The sequence below is a fragment of the Collinsella sp. AM12-1 genome (genome assembly GCF_003472325.1).
Taxonomy (GTDB): Bacteria; Actinomycetota; Coriobacteriia; order Coriobacteriales; family Coriobacteriaceae; genus Collinsella.
In genome coordinates this window covers 1-21,823 of sequence record NZ_QRLS01000006.1, presented here as the reverse complement: position 1 = coordinate 21,823, position 21,823 = coordinate 1, and the positions used below count along the sequence as shown (strand labels likewise).

Annotated in this window: 14 protein-coding genes and 1 rRNA gene; 3 read left to right on the top strand and 12 right to left on the bottom strand. The window is 59.5% G+C overall.

Annotation, left to right across the window (positions count from 1 at the left end):
* Positions 1–10: 10 nt before the first annotated feature.
* The 8 genes from DW136_RS04195 to uvrA form a co-directional block, all read right to left on the bottom strand.
* Positions 11–838, bottom strand: a complete 828-nt coding sequence (locus DW136_RS04195) for an ABC transporter ATP-binding protein (protein ID WP_089573612.1) — start codon at positions 836–838, stop codon at positions 11–13.
* Positions 839–2,854 carry a dipeptide/oligopeptide/nickel ABC transporter permease/ATP-binding protein gene (locus tag DW136_RS04190; protein WP_035138893.1) on the bottom strand — a complete coding sequence of 672 codons (2,016 nt, stop codon included), beginning with the start codon at positions 2,852–2,854 and terminating at the stop codon, positions 839–841.
* Positions 2,855–2,857: 3 nt separating this feature from the next.
* A complete protein-coding gene (locus tag DW136_RS04185) occupies positions 2,858–3,814 on the bottom strand; it encodes an ABC transporter permease (protein ID WP_055251823.1) in 957 nt (318 codons plus the stop codon).
* Between the two features lie 155 nt (positions 3,815–3,969).
* Entirely contained in the window at positions 3,970–5,583 is a 1,614-nt protein-coding gene (locus DW136_RS04180; protein WP_117584273.1) for an ABC transporter substrate-binding protein, read from the bottom strand.
* A 352-nt stretch (positions 5,584–5,935) separates the two neighbouring features.
* Positions 5,936–7,888: an excinuclease ABC subunit UvrC gene (uvrC, locus tag DW136_RS04175; RefSeq protein WP_117630012.1), complete on the bottom strand. Its 1,953-nt coding sequence runs from the start codon at positions 7,886–7,888 to the stop codon at positions 5,936–5,938.
* Positions 7,889–7,894: 6 nt separating this feature from the next.
* Entirely contained in the window at positions 7,895–10,195 is a 2,301-nt protein-coding gene (murJ, locus tag DW136_RS04170) for a murein biosynthesis integral membrane protein MurJ (protein WP_233505719.1), read from the bottom strand.
* 3 nt (positions 10,196–10,198) lie between these two features.
* Positions 10,199–10,699, bottom strand: a complete 501-nt coding sequence (gene ybaK, locus DW136_RS04165) for a Cys-tRNA(Pro) deacylase (protein ID WP_117584271.1) — start codon at positions 10,697–10,699, stop codon at positions 10,199–10,201.
* Between the two features lie 134 nt (positions 10,700–10,833).
* Positions 10,834–13,713: an excinuclease ABC subunit UvrA gene (gene uvrA, locus DW136_RS04160; protein WP_118289139.1), complete on the bottom strand. Its 2,880-nt coding sequence runs from the start codon at positions 13,711–13,713 to the stop codon at positions 10,834–10,836.
* 259 nt (positions 13,714–13,972) lie between these two features.
* Here uvrA and DW136_RS04155 point away from each other — a divergent pair, with 259 nt between their 5' ends.
* From DW136_RS04155 to DW136_RS04145, 3 genes are all read left to right on the top strand, one after another.
* Positions 13,973–14,803: an Mrp/NBP35 family ATP-binding protein gene (locus DW136_RS04155; RefSeq protein ID WP_117584269.1), complete on the top strand. Its 831-nt coding sequence runs from the start codon at positions 13,973–13,975 to the stop codon at positions 14,801–14,803.
* Complete coding sequence (locus tag DW136_RS04150; protein WP_117584268.1) at positions 14,804–16,075, top strand: NAD(P)/FAD-dependent oxidoreductase; 1,272 nt, start codon at positions 14,804–14,806, stop codon at positions 16,073–16,075.
* 79 nt (positions 16,076–16,154) lie between these two features.
* Entirely contained in the window at positions 16,155–17,795 is a 1,641-nt protein-coding gene (locus DW136_RS04145; protein ID WP_117716936.1) for an NAD(P)/FAD-dependent oxidoreductase, read from the top strand.
* A gap of 51 nt (positions 17,796–17,846) precedes the next feature.
* Here the strand turns inward: DW136_RS04145 and uvrB are convergent, their stop codons facing one another.
* The 4 genes from uvrB to rrf form a co-directional block, all read right to left on the bottom strand.
* Entirely contained in the window at positions 17,847–20,087 is a 2,241-nt protein-coding gene (gene uvrB, locus DW136_RS04140; RefSeq protein WP_118289138.1) for an excinuclease ABC subunit UvrB, read from the bottom strand.
* Between the two features lie 51 nt (positions 20,088–20,138).
* A complete protein-coding gene (locus tag DW136_RS04135) occupies positions 20,139–20,720 on the bottom strand; it encodes a lytic transglycosylase domain-containing protein (protein ID WP_117584265.1) in 582 nt (193 codons plus the stop codon).
* Complete coding sequence (gene coaE, locus DW136_RS04130) at positions 20,713–21,354, bottom strand: dephospho-CoA kinase (protein WP_117584264.1); 642 nt, start codon at positions 21,352–21,354, stop codon at positions 20,713–20,715. Before coaE ends, DW136_RS04135 begins: the two co-directional genes overlap by 8 nt.
* A 193-nt stretch (positions 21,355–21,547) precedes the next feature.
* Positions 21,548–21,663, bottom strand: a 5S ribosomal RNA gene (rrf, locus tag DW136_RS04125).
* Positions 21,664–21,823: the final 160 nt, after the last annotated feature.

Genomic DNA, 21,823 nt, shown 5'->3' with positions numbered 1-21,823 from the left:
GAAAGCGAGACTACTCGCCGAGCTTGGGATGCAGCAGCGACGGCGCAGCGCCGAGCAGCATCTTGGTGTAGGGGTCCTGGGGGTGCTGGAAGACCTGCTTGGCCTCGCCCTGCTCGACGATCTTGCCGCCATTCATAACGATGATGTCGTCAGAGATATAGCGGACCGTCTGGATGTCATGGCTGATGAACACCATGGCCAGGCCGAGCTCCTTCTTAAGGTCGGTCAGCAGGTTCAGAATCTGCGCGCGGACCGAAACGTCCAGAGCCGAGGTGGGCTCGTCGGCGATGATGGCATCGGGGTTCAGCGACAGGGCACGGGCAATTGCGACGCGCTGGCGCTGGCCGCCCGAAAGCTGACCGGGAAGAACCTCGGCGGCGGAGCTGGGCAGACCGGTGAGCTCCAGGAGTTCCTTGACGCGCTTCTCCTGTTCGGCCTCGGTGCCCAGATTGTGGACGCGCATGGGATCGAGCAGCTGCTCGCGAACGACCATGCGGGGGTTGAGCGCCGTGGCCGGGTTCTGGAACACGACCGAGATGACGCGACCCATGTGGCGACGGTCCTCGGCGGTACGCTTGGTTACGTCCTTGCCCTTAAAGTAGACCTTGCCGCTCGTGGGGGCCTGCAGGCCGCACATGACGTTGGCGGTGGTGGACTTACCGCAACCGGACTCGCCGACGATGCCGATCGTCTGACCGGGCATGAGCCTAATCGTTACACCCTGGACGGCGTGAACCAGGTTGGGGTGCAGAATCGAGCCGGTACGGGTCCTAAAGGTGACGTGGACGTCATCAAGGAAGATGATCGGCTCGACGCCGTTGACTGCGGTCTCGCTCATCTACATCACCTCCGCGTGAGGGGTCAAACCATTTGCCTTGAGCACCTCGTCGGGGAGCTCGGAATAGAAGTGCTCGGTGCCGGGCACGCGCTTGAAGACCGGACGGGTGTCCAGGCCAATGCGCGGATGGCTCGAGCGGGGCGCGAAGCGATCGCCCTTGGGGAAATCGCGCGGGCTCGGAACGGCGCCGGGCACCTGGTGCAGACGGCCCGAACCGCTCTCGATGGACAGAACGGAGCCCAGAAGACCGCGGGTATACTCGTGGATCGGGTTAGTGAGCAGCTCCTTGGTGGGCGCCTGCTCGATAACCTGACCGGCGTACATAACCGTGATGTTATGGGCGACCTCGGCGACCAGCGCCAGGTCATGCGAGACGAAGATCATGGCAAAGCCGAGCTTGGCCTGAAGGTCGTTGAGCAGCTTGATGACCTGCTTCTGGACGGTAACGTCCAGAGCGGTCGTGGGCTCGTCGCAGATGACCAGCTTGGGGTCGCGGGTAAGGGCCATAGCGATCAGGACACGCTGACGCTGGCCACCGGAAAGCTCATGCGGGTAGCTCTCGAGCGTACGCTTGGGGTCGAGGCCCACGAGCTCCAGGAGTTCCTCGGCGCTGCGGGTGCCGCCGCGCTTGGTGAGCTGCTTCATCTGGGCAGAGATGAGCATGGAGGGGTTGAGCGAGGACAGGGCGTCCTGATAGACCATAGCGATATCGGTACCGCGCAGGCCGAACCACTCCTTCTTGCTCATCTTGAGCAGGTCGCGGCCCTCCCAGAGGACCTCGCCGGAAAGGTGCTCGTCATCGTCGGTCAGGCCCATGATGGCCAGCGTGGTGATGGACTTACCGCAACCGGACTCGCCCACCAGGCCCATGGTCTGACCAGGACGGACGTCAAAGTTGACATGGTCGACGACGTTGATATCGCCGTGATGCTCAAACTGGATGCAGAAATCGCGGACCGAAAGGATCGGTTCGACAGACTCGTCGGGCACATGGCGATCGTCACGCTTGAGCTCGACATCGCGCAGGGCGCCAAGGCGAGCGGAGAGGGACTGGGCCTGCTCCTTGTAGGCGCGAACGGGGTCAGAGACCAGCAGGTCGGCCTCGCGACGCTTGGAGGAATCGGTCGGATCCAGGGCGGCGGAGGGAGCAGCGGCCATGGCGTCGGTAATGCCCTCGGAGAGGATGTTGAGTGCCAGGCAGGTGATCATGATGGCCAGGCCCGGGAACAGCGCCTGCCACCAACGGCCGGCGAGCACGCCGCCGCGGGCGTCGGCGAGGATGTTGCCCCAGGTAGCGGTGGGCTCCTGAATACCAGCGCCGATGAAGGTCAGCGAGGCCTCGAAGATGATGGCGTCGGCGACCAGGGTAACGGTGAAGACCATGATCGGGGCGATGCAGTTACGCAGAACATGCTTGATCAAAATCCACGGAGCCTTGGCGCCGGAAACGATGACCGCGCGGACATAGTCCTCGCCGTACTCGGACACGATGTTGGCGCGCACGATACGGGCAATCTGCGGAGTGTACATAAAGCCGATGGCGAAGATGATCGACGGCACGGAGTTGCCCAGGATGGAGACGAAGACGGCCGCGAGGGCGATGCCCGGGATGGACATGATGATGTCCAAGATACGCATGATCGTCTCGGAGACGGCCTTGCGCGAAACCGCTGCAAGGGCGCCCACGACCGAGCCGCAGACCAGAGCCATAGCAGTGGCGCCAAAGCCGATAATCAGCGAGTAACGACCACCGTAGAGCATACGCGACAGAATGTCGCGACCCTTATCGTCGGTACCGAAGATAAATCCGTTGCCGGGAGCCTGGCGAGCCGTAAAGATCTCGACCGGGCTATAGGGGGCAAGAAGGGGCGCCAGAATCGCAGTCAGGGCGACCAGCACCAGCACGACGGCGGCAATCTTAGAAGACAGCGTCATCTTCTTCCAGCCACCGAGCTTGAGCCCCTTGGAGGCAGCCTTCTCGAGCTGCTCGGTTTGCTTCTCTCGAATCTTTACCATAATCTACACCGTCCTGATGCGCGGGTTGATGAGCAGGTAGAGCATGTCAACCACGATGTTGATGATGATGAAGGCAAGAGCAACGACGATAACGACGCCCTGAACCAGGTTCGCCTCGTTGCCCTGAACGCCCTGCAGAATCGCGGTGCCCATGCCGGGGAGGTTGAAGATAACCTCGATGACGACGGCGCCGCCCATGAGATAACCGATCTTAAGACCGAGGGTGGTGACCGGGGTGATCAGCGCATTGCGAAGAACGTTGATGCCGACGACGACCTTCTCGGGAACGCCGGCACCGCGAGCCATACGGACATAGTCCTTGTCGAGTTCCTCGACCATGGCGGTGCGCACGATACGAGTCATCTGGCCCGTCAGCGGAAATGCCAAGGCGATGGCGGGCATAATCATGCGGCCCAGATAACCAGCCGGATTCGTGGTGAAGTGAGGCAGGGCACCCGATGCCGGGAGGACCTTGAGATAAGAAGAGAACAGCAGGATCAACAGAACGGCAAGCCAGAACGACGGGGTTGCCAGGCCGGCGATGGAAAAGACGCGGATCACTTGGTCCGGCCATTTGTCGCGATACAGTGCCGCGATGACGCCGAGCAAAAACGAAACGACCGCACCGATGGCAAGGCCGATGAAGGTCAGCTGCATCGTGACGGGCAGGGCCGTGGAGATGCGCTTGGCAACGGAGTTGCGAGCAGCACCATAGGTGCCCATGTCGCCATGGATCAAATCGCCCATATAGCGCACGTAGCGCACGGGCCAGGGGTCGTCCAGACCATACTTCTCATGGTACTCGGCAACCGCCTCGGGCGAGGCACCGTCACCCAACGCCGTGTAGGCGGGGTCGGTCTTGGAGAACGACATAAGGAAGAACACCAGGACGGTGACGCCCAATGCCATGATCGGCAGCGCCACAAGACGCCTTCCAATCAAACGTAGCAAGTTGTTCACGTTCTCTCCCCTTTCTTTTGTCGGTAGGACCAACTGGTATATGAGTACGGATACTCATTACAAGACCCGAGCGACATCGAGGTCGCCCGGGTCTTTGTTTCAACTATGAGGACGTTGCCTTACGACCGACGCCCTACATATGACTCAAGCGAGTCTTAGGCCTTGACGGTCGCGACGCCCCTGAAGGACATGCTCGTCGTGCCGATGCCCTTGAAGCCATCGAGGGCCTCGCCGTTGGGCGCGGTGGACGGATCGTCCCAGGAAGCGGAGACGGTCTTAACGTGGACAACGGGGTACAGAACGGCGTTGTCGGCGATGATGTCGAAGCACTCGTTCCACTTCTTCTGCTGCTCGTCGCCCTCGGCGGCAAGAGCCTCGTCCATGAGACCGTGGAGCTTCTCCCACTCAGCGGACTCCTTCCACGGGCAACGGGTCTGCATCCAGACGTTGTCACCGTACCACCAGTTAAGCAGCAGGTCGGGATCAGCGCCGAAGCAGGACGGATCGCCAGGGGCAAGGAGGATATCGTAGGCCTCGCCGCCGTCGATGGCAGCGTAGGTGGCCGGCGAGGTATCGGTCTGGATGGTCACGTCGAAGCCGAGAGCGTCGAGGTCGTTCTTGACCTGGGCGGCCATGCCCTTAATCTGCTCGTTGTCGGTGGTGCGCAGGGTGATGGCACCCGGGGTGATGCCGGACTCCTCAATGAGCTTCTTGGCCTTCTTGGCGTCGGTCTTGTAGACCGTGGAAGCCTCATGATAGTTGGTGAAGCTCTTGGGCAGGTAGCAGCTGGCAGCGGTGGCAAGGCCGGCGAAGGTGTTGCTGACCATCTTCTCGGTGTCGAGCGCGTACATGACGGCCTGACGGACCTTGACGTTGTTCCAAGGCTCCTTGGCAACGTTGAACATAATGAAGCGGGTACCGAAGCCCTGGACGTTGTCGATCTTGCAGCCGGCGCTCTCGAGCTGGTCGACGGCGTCAGCGGTGACGAGCTCCATAACGAGCGTGGAGCCCTCCTGCTGAGCGGTAACGCGAGCGGTGGGGTCGGTCAGGATGCTGTACTGGATCTTCTTATCCTCGGCAGCATACTCACCGTTGTACTCGGGGTTGGGAACCAGGGTGATCTCGGTATCGGAGATAGAGTCGTACATCCAGGGGCCGGAGCCGATCGGCTGCTTGGCGCGATCCTCCTCGGTCTGGGTGGCCGGGGTAACGCGGACGATGGCCAGACGATCCTTGAGCAGGGAGAAGTTGGGGACCTTGGTCTTGACCGTCACGGTGCTGGCGTCCTTGGCCTCGATGGACTCGAAGGGCTGGAAGAACGGAGCATAGGTAGCGGAAGCGGCGCAAGCGGTGTAGGAGGCGACGACATCGTCAGCGGTGACCTCGGTGCCATCGGAGAACTTGGCGCCCTTGCGGATGGTGACCTCGAAGGTGGTGTCGTCCACAGACTTGGGATCGTCGGTGGCGAGCTCGTTGAAGGTGCTGTAGTCGTGGTAATCGATGCCGTAGAGGCCCTCGACGACGTGCCAGTTAGCACCCAGGCCCACAGCGGAGCCGGTGCTGGCGGGATCGAAGCTGGACGGAGCGTAAGCGGAACCAGCGGTGATCACGCCGCCGCCACGGTTGGCAGAATCGGTGGAACCGGAAGCGGAACCCTCGTCGCTAGAGCTGCCACCGCAGCCGGTGAGACCAAGCCCTGCGACAGCAGCGACGCTGCCGGTGAGGCCGAGGAACGAACGCCTGGACATACCCTTGTTGATGATGGCCATGTCTTCTCCTATCAATAGAGAATCTTACCCGGGAGCACCTAGACGTGCCCCCGCGCAACTTGCGGACGATATATACCTTACCTACCGACGAACCCAACTTGGGTGCCGCGCTCGGCGACCGATACATACATCCGCTTGAACGGTATTTACTACCGTTCACCGAATTCGTTGACAAACGATACTGTAGACAGTATGTATCGATGAGGTGAGATATCAGTCTTCGTCAAACCGCAGGATAGCAGGGCTGTTCCTTGGGTTAGTCAAACGTTTTAGCGTTAATAAAACCCGAAACCAGCAGGTAATCATGGCGAAATAAATGCTTGAAAATCGCGCAAGCATGTATACCAGTTGTTTAGGCTCGTGTTGAGCTATCGGAATGGCTAGCCGATGCCTCGGCGCGCTCGGCATTCCATGCGACGAGCGTCTCGTGGACCGCCTTGGCGACATCGGCAGGTATGCCGCGAACTTCCGCGATCTCTCGCTCGCTCGCCGCGCGCAAACGCTTCATCGAGCCAAAATGGCGCAATATGGCACGTTTTCTAGTGGGTCCCACGCCTGGAACGTCATCGAGTACCGAAACCGTCATGGCTTTATCGCGCAACTCACGATGAAATGTAATTGCAAAACGGTGCGACTCATCGCGCACCTGCTTGATGAGATAGAGCGACGCGGACCCGGTCGGTAGCACGACGGGAGTCTCGTCCCAAGGCACGAAAACCTCCTCATCGGCCTTTGCCAAGCCACAAACTGGTATATCGAGCCCAAGGGCCTCAAGTTGTTTAATTGCAGCCGTCAATTGCGGCTTGCCGCCGTCGACAACGAGCAGATCGGGGCGCGAGCCAAAACGTTCGTCGGCCATCCGCTCGGGAGCATAGCGACGCCCCAAAACCTCGGACATCGAAACGAAGTCATTCGCCTCGTCCAATTCGGCCTGGATTTTAAAGCGGCGGTACTGGCTCTTGTCGGCGCGGCCGTTGGTAAACACCACCATCGAGGCGACCGTAAAGGTGCCATGCAGCGTAGAGATATCGAAGCACTCGATACGCAACGGCGGCGATGGCAGCGCCAACGCGCTTTCGAGCTCCAAGAGCGCCCGATTGGTGCGGTCGTCGGCATACCCCGTACGCATCATGTAGCGCATGAGTGCATGGCGCGCATTTTTGGATGCCATATCGAGCAAACGGTGCTTTTCGCCACGCTGCGGCCTATGGAGATGACAGGGGCGCTCGCGCTTGCCTGCAAGCCACTCCCCCAGCGCCTCCGCATCCTCAAGCTCGACAGAGAGGTTGATCTCAGCTGGAATATCAGCCGTCTCGTCGTAATAGCGCTTAAGAAAGCCCGATTGAAGCTCCTCTTCATCGACATCCAAACCCTTATCGAGAATGAACTCGCAGGTTCGAACCGTTCGACCCTCACGCACGACAAAAACGCAAGCGGCGGAAATGGTCTCTTCGCGATAGAAGCCGATAACATCGATATCGACGCTCGATGGAAAGACAACCTGTTGGCGATCGTCCAGGCCCCGAATGACGTCCAGGCGGCGCTTGACGCGGGCGGCGCGCTCAAAATCGAGCGCCTCGGCGGCCTCCGTCATCTCGGATGTCAGCTCATCGACGACATCCTTGCGATGACCCGACAAAAAGCGCTCGACACGCTTGACGTTCTTGGCATAGTCTGCCGGGGAAATCGCGCCGACACACGCACCCGGGCCGCGCCCGACATGGTAGTCAAAGCAGGGGCGCCCGTTTTGCGCGCAAATCATATTGACGATGTCTTCCTCGCCCTTGTGGGACTCGACGATGCGGCGGCAGCGACGCCACTCCGCACAGGATGCTGAGCAAATGGGAATAACCTTGCGCAGCGTATCGATGGTTTCACGCGCCGCGCGGCTATCGGTATAGGGGCCAAAATAGCGCGTCCCTGGCTTATGGCGCTCACGCGTGTATTTAATAGCGGGAAATAGATCGCTCTTGGTGATAGCGATAAAGGGATAGCTCTTATCGTCCTTAAGATCGACGTTAAAGTACGGATGGTACTGACCGATTAGATTGCGCTCGAGTACCAATGCCTCGTGCTCGGACTCCACAACGATATAGTCGAAGCTCGCCACCAGCTGCATCATAAGCGGGATCTTCTGGCGCTCGTCCTGCAGCGTCACGTACTGACGCATGCGAGCACGCAGGTTTTTCGCCTTGCCAACGTAGATGACATCGCCCTTGGCGTCTTTCCAAAGGTAGCAGCCGGGCTGCGTGGGAACGCGCGAGACCTGTTCGGCAAGGGTTGGAATGTTATCGTGACCCGTCACGTTTACCTACTTGCGGCGAAGTAACGCAGAAACCTCGGGCATCTTAAAGGCGACGGCCAGACCAAAGGTGACGGCGAGTGAGACGATGCCCGCAACGCAAACATAGCACAAGGTAACCAGAATCGAGCCGCCGAGCGCTCCGACAAAGTGCTCGAGCGCCCACATAACGACGGCGCCAGTCGCCGCACCCAGCCCTCCAAGCAAAAGGCCAAAGAAGCCTCCGTGCAGTATGGACGTAACCTGAAGGCCATGCAGACGACGGCGCAGCCACCACAGTGAACAACCGACCAAGATAACGTAGTCGACGACATACGAAAGCGCGATGGCCGGCATGCCGTAGCCGAGGGCTACCCCAAACAGCAGCACCGAACCGGCCTGCCCAATGGCGGAGTAGAGACAATAGCGGCCATAGGGCTTCATATCGAGCAGAGCAGAGAAGCTCTTCTGCATCAGCACGACCACGCCGTAGAGTGGCAGCGAGAGCGCCAGATAGACAAGGAACTCGGATACCAGCGCCACGCCGGACTCATCAAACTTGCCGGCACAGTAAATCATGTTGAGCGGACGGGCGAAAACAATCAGGTACAACGCAAACGGGATCAGGAAGAACAGCATCTGGGCGACACCGTGCGAGATGCCAGTACGAACACTGTCGTAATCTTTCTCCTGCGCATCGTGAGAGAGCTCGGTGTACAGCGCCGTCGAAAGCGAAGCGGCAATCAGCGCGTAGGGCAGCGTGTACCACAGGCGCGCATACGCGATGACAGAAGGACCGGTCTCGGGCTGTACCACCAGCGCGGCGGCATTGGTGATGGAGGTCGAAACAAACATGCACACCGTTGCAAGCAGCGTCGGAATACCGAGCGTAATCGTCTGGCGCAGCGCGGGATCCTTAAAGTCGATATGGATATGAGGATGCACGCCGTGCTTGCCGAGCGCGGGGATCTGACATGCCATCTGGACAAAGACGCCAAAGGTCGTTCCGGCTGCAATAAGAATGATGCCGGCACGCTCACCGAATTGTGCGGACACAGGAGCAAAGCCCATAAAGCTCGCGATGACAATCGCATTGTTGAGGACCGGGGCAAACGTCGACCAGAAGTAATCACGGTGTGCGTTGAGAACGCCCGAGAACACCGAGCCCAGCCCGTAGAACAGAATCTGGATGGCAAAGAAACGAAACATGAACGCGGCTGTATTTATGCTGCCGCCGTCACCCGAAAGGAACGACTGCGTCCAGATAAAGCCCGGAGCGAACACGGTGCCCAGCACCGAAATGCCGCCCAGCAGCAAAAGCAGGATGCCGAGCAGATTGCCTACGTATTCGTTTGAGGCGTCGCGACCCTGTTCACGACGCACGCCCATGTACACCGGCAAAAAGGCGGTAACCAACATACCGCCCATCACGAGCTCGTAGAGCATATTGGGCAGGTTGTTGGCGACCTGATAGGAAGATGAGAGCAGCGACATGCCGATGGCGGCAGCCATAGCCCACGTGCGGATGAACCCTGTGACGCGCGACACGATGGTCAGCGCAGTCATAAGGCCGGCAGAACGGCCAACCGTAGAGTAATCCGACGAGCCCATATCATCTACGTCGTCCTGCGATTGGGGGCTAACTTCAGTGTGTTGTCGAGAATCAACCTCGATATCGGGCTCATCGATTATCGCGAAGGGGTCGTCGACCAAAACGGCATCATCGGCAGAAAAAGCGCCGCCAGCAGGCGTGACATCGTTGTCAAACGAAGCGCCATCGTTAGCTACGGCATCATCACCAAACACCGTGTCAACTTCCCTGGCGGCAGCGGTTCGATCAGAAAACGACAAAAGGCCCCAATCATCGTCGTCGACAGCAACGCCCTCGACCGGATCGGTCGAGCCGAGCGGTGACCACTCGTCATCCATAAGCAGCTGCTCGTCATCCCCGTCGGTTGCATGCCTTGCGGAACGATCGGCTGGAGCGCCCTTCAACGTGCCCTTTCCCTGAGCCGCCATCAAGAACACTGCTGTCTCATCGGGACGCGGCGCACGAGACGCCCCAGCGGCAGCAGGCATCCGTCCGGCACGGGATTGAGCCGCGGCCAAAAACACCGCCGTCTCATCGGGGCGACCCGAAGAGAGAATCGTACGAGGAAGCGCCGCACCAGCACCGGCAGCACGCAAATACACGGCCGTCTCCCCTGGATCTGCAGCAGCGGACCAGGCGTTTCGAATCTGGTCGTCGACCGAAGAAGCCTCAGACGCGGACGCCTGAGAAGCCGAACGCTTTGCAAAGTGAGCCCCGCGCTTCGATTCTTCCTGCGGCATCGCTCAGTCCTCTCTCGTGATCGGGGCAACCGTCGCCCCGCAAAATGCAACTAAGTCGTCGGGGGCAAGCTCAAGCTGATAGCCACGCTTACCGCCTGAGATAAAAATGGTATCCCAAAGGACGCATGTCTCATCGATCAGCGTCCGAAAGCGTTTTTTCATGCCGACTGGACTGCAGCCGCCCCGGACATACCCCGTCGCGGCAAGCAAGTCCTTGACATGCATCATGGTCAGCGACTTTTCACCAGCGGCGCGCGCGGCGGCCTTTAGGTCAAGCTCGTCGGCAACGGGAATACAGCACACAACGTGTTCGTTGGACGGCGTCACGCAAACCAAGGTCTTAAAACCCTGGCCAGGCTCCTCGCCAAGTTGTTCCGAAATCGCAACGCCTAAACCCGCCGACTCATCGCCATAGTCTTCATACGTATGGAGAATATAGGAGATGCCGGCGTTTTCCAGCTCGCGCATCGCATTGGTTTTCGGCGTCTTTGCAGCCTTTGCCATGGCATGCCCCTTCCCTCGCGTTCGAACGTAACGCCTAAGTATATGTCCAATGTAGCAGCATGCGCCATCTCGACACACAGAAGCGCCACCGAATCGAAAGGAATCGGTGGCGCTTCTCGCATGACGGCGTCTCTTTACTGGGCGTCGAGTTGTGCCTGACGCTCACGGTCGCGCTCGAGCAGCGGAGCCAAGAACTTGCCCGTGTAGCTCTGCGAACATGCCGCGACCTGCTCCGGCGTACCCGAGACCACGACGGTTCCGCCGCCATTGCCGCCCTCGGGACCCATATCGATCAGACGGTCGGCGACCTTGATGACATCGAGATTATGCTCGATTACCAGAACCGTGTTGCCCGCATCGACCAGGAGCTGCAGCACGTCGAGCAACTGGCGGACATCCTCAAAATGGAGACCGGTCGTCGGCTCATCCAGAATGTAGAACGTCTTACCCGTCTGACGGCGGTGAAGTTCCTTGGCGAGCTTTACGCGCTGTGCCTCGCCACCCGAAAGCGTCGTTGCCGGCTGGCCCAAGCTCACATAGCCCAGGCCCACATCGTACAGAGTCTGGAGCTTACGCTTAATTTGAGGAATATTGCCAAAGAAAGCCAGCGCCTCGGTGACGCTCATGTCGAGCACGTCAGAGATGGTCTTACCACGGTAGGTGACCTCAAGCGTCTCGCGATTATAGCGCTTGCCGCCGCAGACCTCGCAGGGAACATAGATATCGGGAAGGAAGTGCATCTCGATCTTAATTTGTCCGTCGCCCTTGCATGCTTCGCAGCGGCCGCCGCTCACGTTAAAGGAGAAACGTCCCGGCGAGTAGCCGCGTGCCTTCGACTCCGGTGTGCTCGCAAACAGCGCGCGCAGATCATCCCACAGGCCAATGTACGTAGCGGGATTGGAACGCGGTGTACGGCCGATCGGCGACTGGTCAATGTCGATCACCTTATCGATGCACTCGATACCCTCGAGCTTTTTGTACGGGCCCACAGGACGCGTCGAGCGATGAATGGCATTCGTAAGAGCAGGCGCGATGGTGTCGGTAACCAGGGAGCTCTTGCCCGATCCCGACACGCCGGTAACGACCGTAAGCGTACCGAACTCAATCTTGGCGGTAACGTTTTTAAGGTTGTTGGCACGGGCGCCCGTGATCTTAAGGCAGCCGCGACCGGGCTTGCGGCGCTTATCGGGAACCCGAATCATTCGCTTGCCAGTCAGGTAGGCACCCGTCATCGAATCGGGGCACGCCATGATATCGGCAGGCGTTCCCGCGGCGACCACGTGTCCGCCGTTCACGCCCGCGCCAGGGCCCATGTCGATCACATAGTCGGCAGCACGAATCGTATCCTCATCATGCTCAACGACGATGACGGTATTGCCGATATCGCGCAGGCGCTCAAGCGTCTTGATCAGGCGCTCGTTATCGCGCTGATGGAGGCCGATCGATGGCTCGTCCAAAATGTACAGGACACCCATGAGGCCGGCGCCGATCTGCGTTGCCAGGCGAATGCGCTGGGCCTCGCCTCCGGAAAGCGTCGCCGAGGCACGGTCGAGGGTCAGATAGTCGAGTCCGACATCGACCAGAAAGCGCAGGCGCTCCAGGATTTCCTTAACGATGCGCCCGCCGATAAATTGTTGGCGCTCGGTAAGCTCCAGGCCCTCAAAAAACTCGAGCGACTCGCGGCACGACAGGCAGCAGACCTCGTAAATGGACTTACCGCCTACGGTAACGGCGAGCATCTCGGGGCGCAGACGAGCACCATGGCAACTCGAGCACGGCTCCTCGCGAATGTACTTCTCCAAGCGCGCCCTGGTGTTCTCATTCGTCGTCTCGTTATAGCGCTCGTACAGGATATTGCGCACGCCCGAGAACTTGGTGTCCCACTGGCTGCGACGCCCATCGAGCTTTTGATAGTCGACCGAAATCTTCTGGTCGCCCATGCCGTCTAAAAACGCGCGACGCACCCGCGGAGGCAGATCCTCCCACGGCGTATCGACGCTCACCTTAAAGTGTTTGCAGACCGCAGCGAAAATCTGCGGATAGTAGTTAGAGTTGCCAAACAGGCTGCCAAAGACCCCGTCGGCGATCGACTTCGAGGGGTCTTCGATTAGCGCTTCGGCATCGACCGTCTTCTTAAAGCCCAGGCCATCGCACTCGGGGCACGCGCCATAGGGCGCGTTGAACGAGAAATCGCGCGGCTGCAGGTCATCGATGGAGTGCCCATGCTCCGGGCACGCCAGCGCCAGCGAATACTCCAGCAACTCGCCTTCGGTCCCCTCGGGAGCGTCGCGGTCGGGCAGCAAGTATACGTTCACATTGCCGTGCGCCAGCGCAGTCGCCTGTTCAACGGACTCGGCAATACGGCCCAGGGAGTTCTCGCGAATCACGATACGGTCGACCACGACCTCGATATCGTGCTTGAATTTCTTATCCAAATCGATAGGGTCATCAAGCGAGCGAACCTCGCCGTCGACGCGCACGCGGCTAAAGCCCTCGGCGCGAAGATCCTCGAACAGCTTGGCATACTCGCCCTTACGACCGCGAACCACCGGTGCCAGCACGAACGCGCGGCGGCCCTCCCCCGCAGCCAGGACTTTATCGGCAACCTGGTCGGTCGTCTGGCGCTCGATTATGCGACCGCACTCGGGGCAGTGCGGCGTACCGACGCGAGCAAACAGCAGTCGCAGGTAGTCATAAATCTCGGTTACGGTGCCCACCGTCGATCGAGGATTCTTGGATGTCGTCTTTTGATCGATCGAAACAGCCGGCGAAAGGCCGTCGATCGAGTCCAGATCGGGTTTGTCCATCTGGCCCAAAAACTGACGCGCATAGCTCGACAGGCTCTCGACGTAGCGGCGCTGGCCCTCGGCATAGATCGTGTCGAACGCCAGCGAGCTCTTGCCCGAGCCGGAAAGGCCGGTAATGACCACGAGCTGGTCGCGTGGAATGGATACATCGATATCGCGCAAGTTGTGCTCGCGCGCACCGCGAATAACGATAGAGGAATCAGACATGGAAGCTCCTTGCCTCCTATAACTTCAAATCACACCGTCGATGAGTTTAGCGCACTCAACGCGCACAGATGTTCGTGATACAAGATTCGCAGACCTTTTGATTTATCCGACGCGCGCACGTCGCCTGCCCGACCCATGCTTTCGAATGCCATCGATCGCCAGCCGCGCATCACAAATGGCTCACGTTCGCAAACGAGGGTACAATGACGCTCGTGTCACATCGTGGGGCCTTGCCCCAACGCATACAAAGGAGTCAGATATGGGTTGCGAGCACGCACAGGCGGCCGGCGGACAAACCGCACCGCAGGAATTTGAAGAGAACACGCTATCCGAAGTCAAGCGCGTTATCGCCGTGTTATCCGGCAAGGGCGGCGTCGGCAAGTCGTTCGTCACCGGTGCCATCGCCACCGAGCTTGCCCGCCGCGGCAACAAAGTCGGCATCCTCGATGCCGACATCACCGGCCCCTCCATCCCCAAGATGTTCGGTATGAGCGGACGTCATGTCCATGCTCTCGGCAATCTTATGCTGCCCGAGATCTCCGAGCACGGGGTCAAGGTCATGAGCTCCAACCTGCTGCTCCAAAACGAAACCGATCCCGTCCTTTGGCGTGGCCCGGTTATAGCGGGCGCCATCAGGCAATTCTGGAGCGAGACCTCGTGGGGCCCCATCGACTACCTGCTGGTCGATATGCCTCCGGGAACGGGCGACGTCGCGCTCACCGTTTTCCAATCGCTGCCCGTCGATGGCATCGTCATCGTCACGAGCCCGCAAGACTTGGTCTCGATGATCGTCGCCAAGGCAGTCAACATGGCCGAGAAGATGAACGTCCCCATTCTGGGCGTTGTCGAGAACATGAGCTATATCGAGTGCCCCGACTGCGGCAAGAAGATCGAGGTCTTTGGTAAGAGCAACCTCCCCGAAGTCGCCGAGCGCTACAACCTCGACATCTTGGGTCAACTTCCCATCAATCCGTCACTCGCCGAGGCCTGCGATAAGGGCGAGGTCGAGACCGCGCTGCCCGATGGCATGCTGCCCAAGGCCGTCTCTGCCGTCGAGGCCATCGCCCCGCACGAGACCGACGAGGCCTAAGTGAACACGAGCGCCTTCTATGACGTCCTGGTAATCGGCGGCGGGGCCTCGGGTCTCGCCGCCGCCATCACGGCCGCACGCGCTGGCAAAAGCGCCTGCATCGTTGAGCGCGATGTCGCCTGCGGCCTTAAACTCCTTGCGACCGGCAACGGCCGCTGCAATCTCTCAAACGAATCGATTGATCCTCGGCGGTACAACCATCCCGCTTTCGTCGAATCCGTCATGGGCCCCCGGCCCGAACAAGAGCTTATGGGCTTCTTCTCCTCGCTGGGCATCATGACGACCTCCGAGGAAGGTCGACTGTACCCACGCTCCCTCCGCGCCGAATCGGTGCACGACGCGCTTCTCAACGTTTGTGATCGTCTGGGCGTCACCTTAATCTGCGGAGCCAACGTTGCCATGGCGCACAAAGCTCCCGAGGGCTGGACACTCCAAATAGACCGTCCCGCACGGGCGCTTAAGGCAAAAAAGCACGGCGATCGAAAATCGGAGCTCCGCTCGCTTCGGAGGGCGCTCGCCGATACCCCGCGCAAAAACATGACCTTGCAGGCAAAGGCCGTGATTATCGCTACGGGCGGCAGCCCTGCCGACATCGCGAAGACGTTCAGCCTTCCCCTCACACCGCAGCGCCCCGTCCTCTGCCCCGTGTCGGCATCGGTCTTCGGCGACCAGACTGCGCTCAAGACACTGGATGGCCTGCGCGTCCGCGCCCGTTTGACGCTCACCCGCAATCACGAGGAGCTCTGGCACGAAGACGGCGAAGTGCTCTTCCGAACCTTTGGCATCTCGGGCGTTGCCGCCTTTAACCTCTCCCGTCGCGTCCAGCGCGGCGACACGATTCTGCTCGACGTTTTCCCCGACCTCTCCAAAGACGAGTTGCTCGATATGCTTAACCAGCGAGTTGCGTTGCTCGGCGGTTTTTCGTCCCGCGACCCCCGCTGGCTCGACGGCATGCTCGCCCCGCAGTTCTCTCGCGTTGTCTGCGCCGCATTCGAACAGCGCCACCCCGGGTCGCACGACGTCATCCATCTGGTCTCCATCCTCAAGCACTTTAAACTGCTTGTCGAGGGAACGGCCGAGGAGCGCTCGGCACAGGTCATACGTGGCGGCATACCCATCGAGACCGTCTCGATACCCGGCCTTCGCGCGAACGGCGCAGCCTATGCCCCGCTTTGCGTCTGCGGCGAAGCGCTCGATATCGACGCCGACTGCGGTGGCTTCAACCTTGCATGGGCGTGGCTTTCGGGCATTCGCGCTGCCAGTAACCTATAGCTGCGCAGTCTATAATCAAAACGCATTCGGGCCGTCTGGGACACCGGGCGGCCTCTTTCTTGCATCTAAGGAGACCTCGATGATCGAAATCACCCAAGTCAATGCGTCGCTCGATGAAGCCGGCGATGAAAAAGCTTGCCTTATCGTTGGCAAGCGAGTCGTCAAACGCGTCCTGCGTTGCAAAGACTCCGAGATCAAGTCCATCGAGCTCCACCGCAAGTCCATCGATGCCCGCAAGAAACGAGACGTTCATTTTATCCTGAGCTTTCGTGTTGAGCTAACGAGCCCAGACATCGAGCAGACAGTGCTCGACAGCGTTGCTGTGCGCGACCGCTCACACGTGCGCACGATAGACGACAATGAGCCTTCATTCCCCTCCCCCGTTTCCGGCGCGCCCAAAGAGCGCCCCGTCGTCGTCGGCGCCGGATGCGCTGGCCTTTTCGCCGCACTTACCCTCGCCGAAGCAGGTCTGAAGCCCTTGCTTATCGAACGGGGCGACCCAGCGCTTCGCCGCTCGCAGGCAATCGACCTCTTTCTGAAGGAGCGCGCCCTCGACCCCGAGAGCAATATCCAGTTTGGCTTGGGCGGTGCGGGGACTTTCTCGGATGGCAAGCTCAATACGGGAACCAAAAATCCCGCCCATCGCCTTATCCTGGACACCTTCGTCGAAGCGGGTGCACCCCGAGACATTCTATGGGATGCCAAGCCGCACATTGGCTCCGACATCCTTCCCACTGTTGTCACCAATATTTCCCAGCGCATCGAACGGCTCGGAGGTGTCGTCCGCTATCGAACAAAGCTCGTTGACATTCGCGCCGACGCGTCCGGCGCCATCACCGGCATCGATGTCCAGGCGTCTCAACATGCCGCGACTGAGCAAATCGCCACGAAGCACCTTATCCTTGCCTGCGGCCATTCCGCCCGCGACGTATTCGAGCTCCTCAAGGACCATGGCGTAGCCCTCGCGCAAAAAACCTTTGCCATGGGCGTACGCATCGAGCACCCACAGCTCGATATCGATCGCGCTCAATATGGCCCTTCGGCGGGACATCCCGCCCTCGGAGCAGCCCCCTACAAGCTTGTCGCCCATCTCCCCAACGGGCGCAGCGTGTTCTCGTTTTGCATGTGCCCCGGTGGGCAGGTTGTCGCCGCCTCTTCCGAGCCGGGCCACCTGTGCGTCAACGGGGCCAGCCTCAATGCCCGCGACGGACGCAACGCAAATGCCGCCCTGCTCGTTAACGTCACGCCTGAGGACCTTCCCAACAATGACCCGCTCGCCGGCATCGAGCTCCAGCGTGCCTGCGAGGCGGCCGCCTATCGCCTGGGCGGTTCCAACTGGAACGCACCAGCACAGCTCGTCGGAGATTTCCTCGCAGGACGCGCCAGTAAGGCGCCCGGAAAGGTAAAGCCCACCTATCCGCTCGGTGTGACCTGGACGGCAATTGACGAAGCCCTGCCGCAGCATATCGTCGAGTCGCTTCGCCTGGGAATTCCCCTGCTCGGAAAAAAGCTACGGGGCTACGACCGTCCCGATGCCGTGCTTACCGGCGTGGAGACGCGTTCGAGCTCCCCGGTCACCGTCACCCGAGATCGCGCGTGTCACGCCGTGGCGACTCCAGGCCTCTACCCTTGCGGCGAGGGAGCAGGATATGCCGGCGGCATCATGAGCGCCGCCACTGATGGCATCCGGTGCGCCGAAGCCCTGATTGCAGACCTCTAGCACACTAAAGACACAGACCCCGAGCTCAACGAGAAGCGCGGGGCCTGTACCCTATTTCTTAAATCGCGCGCCCTGGCGTTTTCTGCCCGAAGCGAACGTGGAACCCTTGCGGGCCTGCGAGCGCAGGCGCTCAATCGTTTCGTCCTCGGGCGCGCCCTCGAGCATCGCCCGAATCTGAACGACGGCATCACGCAGGCGCGCCGCCTCCTCAAAGTCCATGGCGGCGGAGGCATTACGCATGTCTTCTTCCATGGTCTCGACGATCCGCACCAGCTCGTCATGCGGCAGCCCTTCCAGCTGCTCGGTAAGCGTCTGTTCAGGCGTCACCGTCTCTGGCACCTCGCCCTCGCCGTTTTCATCGGGTGTATAGAACGCACCATGGCCCAGAGAGTCGCCCTTCGAGCGTCCCTTGGACCCCACGGTCTTTTCGGCCTCGGCAATAAAGCTCGAAATATCGTTGATGGCCTTGTGCACCGTCTTGGGCACAATGCCGTGTTCTTCGTTGTAGGCCATCTGGATCTCACGACGGCGCTGCGTCTCCTCGATGGCTTCTTTCATCGAATCGGTCACGACGTCGGCGTACATGATGACTTCGCCGTTGGCATTGCGGGCCGCACGGCCAATCGTCTGAATCAGCGAACGGCGGTTACGCAAGAAACCTTCCTTATCGGCATCGAGAATTGCCACCAGCGAGACCTCGGGAAGATCCAGACCCTCGCGAAGCAAGTTGATGCCAACCAAAACATCGATCTTGCCCTCGCGCAACGTTCGCAGAATCTCGACACGGTCCATCGTCGCCGTATCGGAGTGCATGTAGTTGACCTTAATGCCGGCATCGAGCAGGTGATCGGTCAGATCCTCGGCCATGCGCTTGGTCAGCGTGGTCACCAGCACGCGCTCCTTGCGGGCCACGCGCTCGCGAATCTCGTCCTCAAGATCGTCAATCTGGCCTCGGACCGGACGAACGTCGATTTTGGGATCGAGCAGGCCGGTCGGTCGAATAATCTGTTCAACATCGTTTTGACTCACGCGCAACTCATAGTCACCCGGCGTAGCCGAAACGTAGATGAACTGCGGGATCCTCGCCTCAAACTCATCGAAGCGAAGCGGACGGTTGTCGAGCGCCGAGGGCAGGCGAAAACCATGCTCCACCAGGGTCACTTTACGCGATCGGTCGCCTTCGTGCATACCGCGAATCTGCGGCACCGTCACATGGCTCTCGTCGATGATGCAGAGCATGTCCTTGGGAAAGTAGTCAATCAAGGTAAACGGCGGCTCGCCCGGTTTACGTCCATCCAGATGGCGCGAGTAGTTCTCGATGCCGTTGCAAAAGCCCATCGTCTCGAGCATCTCGAGGTCATAATCGGTCCGCTGCTGCAGGCGCTGTGCCTCGAGCAACTTGTCGGTCGCTTTGAGCTCCGCCACGCGCTTTTCGCATTCTTCGCTGATCGATTTCAGGGCCGCCTTCACCTTTGGCTTCTCGGTCACGTAGTGCGAAGCCGGCCACACGGGAATCGCTTCGTACTCACGCAACATCTCACCGGTAACCTCATCGATCTCGGCAATCAGCTCAACCTCGTCGCCAAAGAACTCAAACCGCAACGGGTGCTCCGCATAGGGCGGATACACATCGACGACATCGCCACGTACGCGGAACGTACCACGCGCCAGGTCATAGTCATTACGGTCGTATTGAATGTCGATGAGCGCATGGATAAAGTCATCGCGCTCGAGCGGCACCTTCTTATCGACGTTTGGTGCCAAGCCCGCATAGTCCTCGGGAGAACCGATGCCATAGATGCACGAGACCGATGCGACGACAATCACATCGCGTCGAGAAAGCAACGATGCTGTCGCCTGATGGCGCAACATCTCGACCTCTTCGTTAATCGACGAGTCTTTCTCGATATACGTATCACTCTGCGGTACATATGCCTCGGGTTGATAATAGTCGTAGTACGAGACGAAGTAGACCACAGCGTTGTTGGGAAAGAATTCTTTGAGCTCGCTCGCAAGCTGTGCGGCGAGGGTTTTGTTGGGGGCCATGACCAGCGTTGGCTTACCGAGAGCTTCGATGGTCTTGGCCATGGTAAAGGTCTTGCCCGAACCGGTCACGCCAAGCAAAACCTGATAGCGGTCTCCGTCCCTCACACCCTTCACAAGCGACTCAATGGCCTTCGGCTGGGAACCTGCAGGCTCATAGGGAGACACGACCTTAAACGGCACATCAGAGCCCTCAACGCCAAAACGTTTGAGCTCTCCGCCAACACGCTCAACTTCAAAATCCGCCATGGATACTCCTAACTCATATATCTGCAGTATACGCAGGCGGCAGGCATAGTCCTATACGAACCGGTCGGGATAGAGGGTCTTATAGCGAACCCAGGCATTATTGACACGAATCAAATAGGCTTGTGTCTCGGGGAAGGTAATCGCGTTGTGGAGCGATGTGTTTTGCTGCGCCCACCCATCGACATTGCCCATTCCGGCATTGTAAGCAGCAATAGCACTATCCGTCGAGCCATTGAAATACGTCAGCAGGTACGAGAGGTACGCGCACCCAAATTCGATATTCGTAGCGGGGTCATTCAGGTTATCGGCAGAATACTCGTCCCCGTCGACAAGGCCCTTGGCGATCATATCCTGAGCGGTTTCAGGCATAAGCTGCATGAGACCTTGGGCGCCCTGGTTGGATTCCGCCTCGGGATCCCAGTTTGATTCCGACTTGATGACGGCACACACCAGATACGGATCGAGATTATGCGAAATACTGGACTGCTTTACATACGCCTCATAGTCAATCGGATAAAGCGGTTTAAAGAAAGCGGCGGGAGCACACGAGTAAACGAGCGAGATAAGGCCAAAGACGAAAACGAGAGCCAGCGGCACAAAGCGATACCACGTAAAGAAACGCGTCTTAGGCATCTGTCGCCCCCTTATTCGTAGCGTCCATAAGGCCATGGCGAGCAAGCCATGCATCCAGTTGTTCAAAGAGCGTGTTGTCGCCCGCTGCGTTATCAATCACGGTTGTGGCGAGACGGCAAAGCGAAGACTCATCGGGTTGGCAAGCGCAGCGAGCATCAAAATCGGATGGCTCCATACCACGGTGAATGGCACGTTCGCGACGGACCGCCAAAGGAGCACTAACAACCATAATTTCATCCGCAAGGCCAAAGGCGTCCTCAAAGCCAGTCGGAGCAGATACTTCGACCGCAGCGAAGGGATAGCGGGGAGACGAAACCGTACAGCAGACAGGATCGAGAATCCTCAGCGAAAGCTGCTCAACGAGAACGGGGTGCACAATGCTATTGAGCCTTGCAACCGCATCAGGAGAGACAAAAGCTCGAGAAGCGAGGATGTTACGTCGAACGCCGCCCTCCTCGTCCAAAATATCCCAGCCAAACTCTTCAGCAAGAGCATTGACGATATCCGACCCCGGCACGTACAGCGATTTGGCAAGCTCATCCAGATCGATAAGCATGGCGCCATGAGATTCGAGATAGCGGCAGGCAGTCGACTTACCCGAAGCAATATTGCCCAAGACAAAAACGGTAAACATCAAGTCCTCCCTAACGCCAATGGGAGTTATTATCGCGCAAATACAAAAGAAGGACTCAAAATACAGCCAAACAGTAAGACAAGCTAAACGAAGGCGAGTTCTTGTATTACAGCTCTCTATTAAACGCAAAAAAGGGGGAGGCCGCGAGGCCTCCCCCTCCTTCAATCTCGATGACGGCTCGGTGCCGTCCACCGGTCAGCGGCGCCCTGGCCTCCCACGGGCTCACCCCGCAGTACTCTCGGCGCGATGGGGCTTAGCTTCCGGGTTCGGAACGGGACCGGGCGTGCCCCCCATGCTCTGGCCGCTGACCGGTGGGCGGCGCCCACCGTTACGGTGTCCGGTATCGCATACACGTGCCCTGGGGGCCGCATGGCGCATAGGAAAGGTGACTCGGGGGCATCCTCGTGCCCGGACCGCGCAAGCGCTAAGTCCCGCGGGCCGCGAGGTGCGGTTCCGGAAGAGCTCGGGC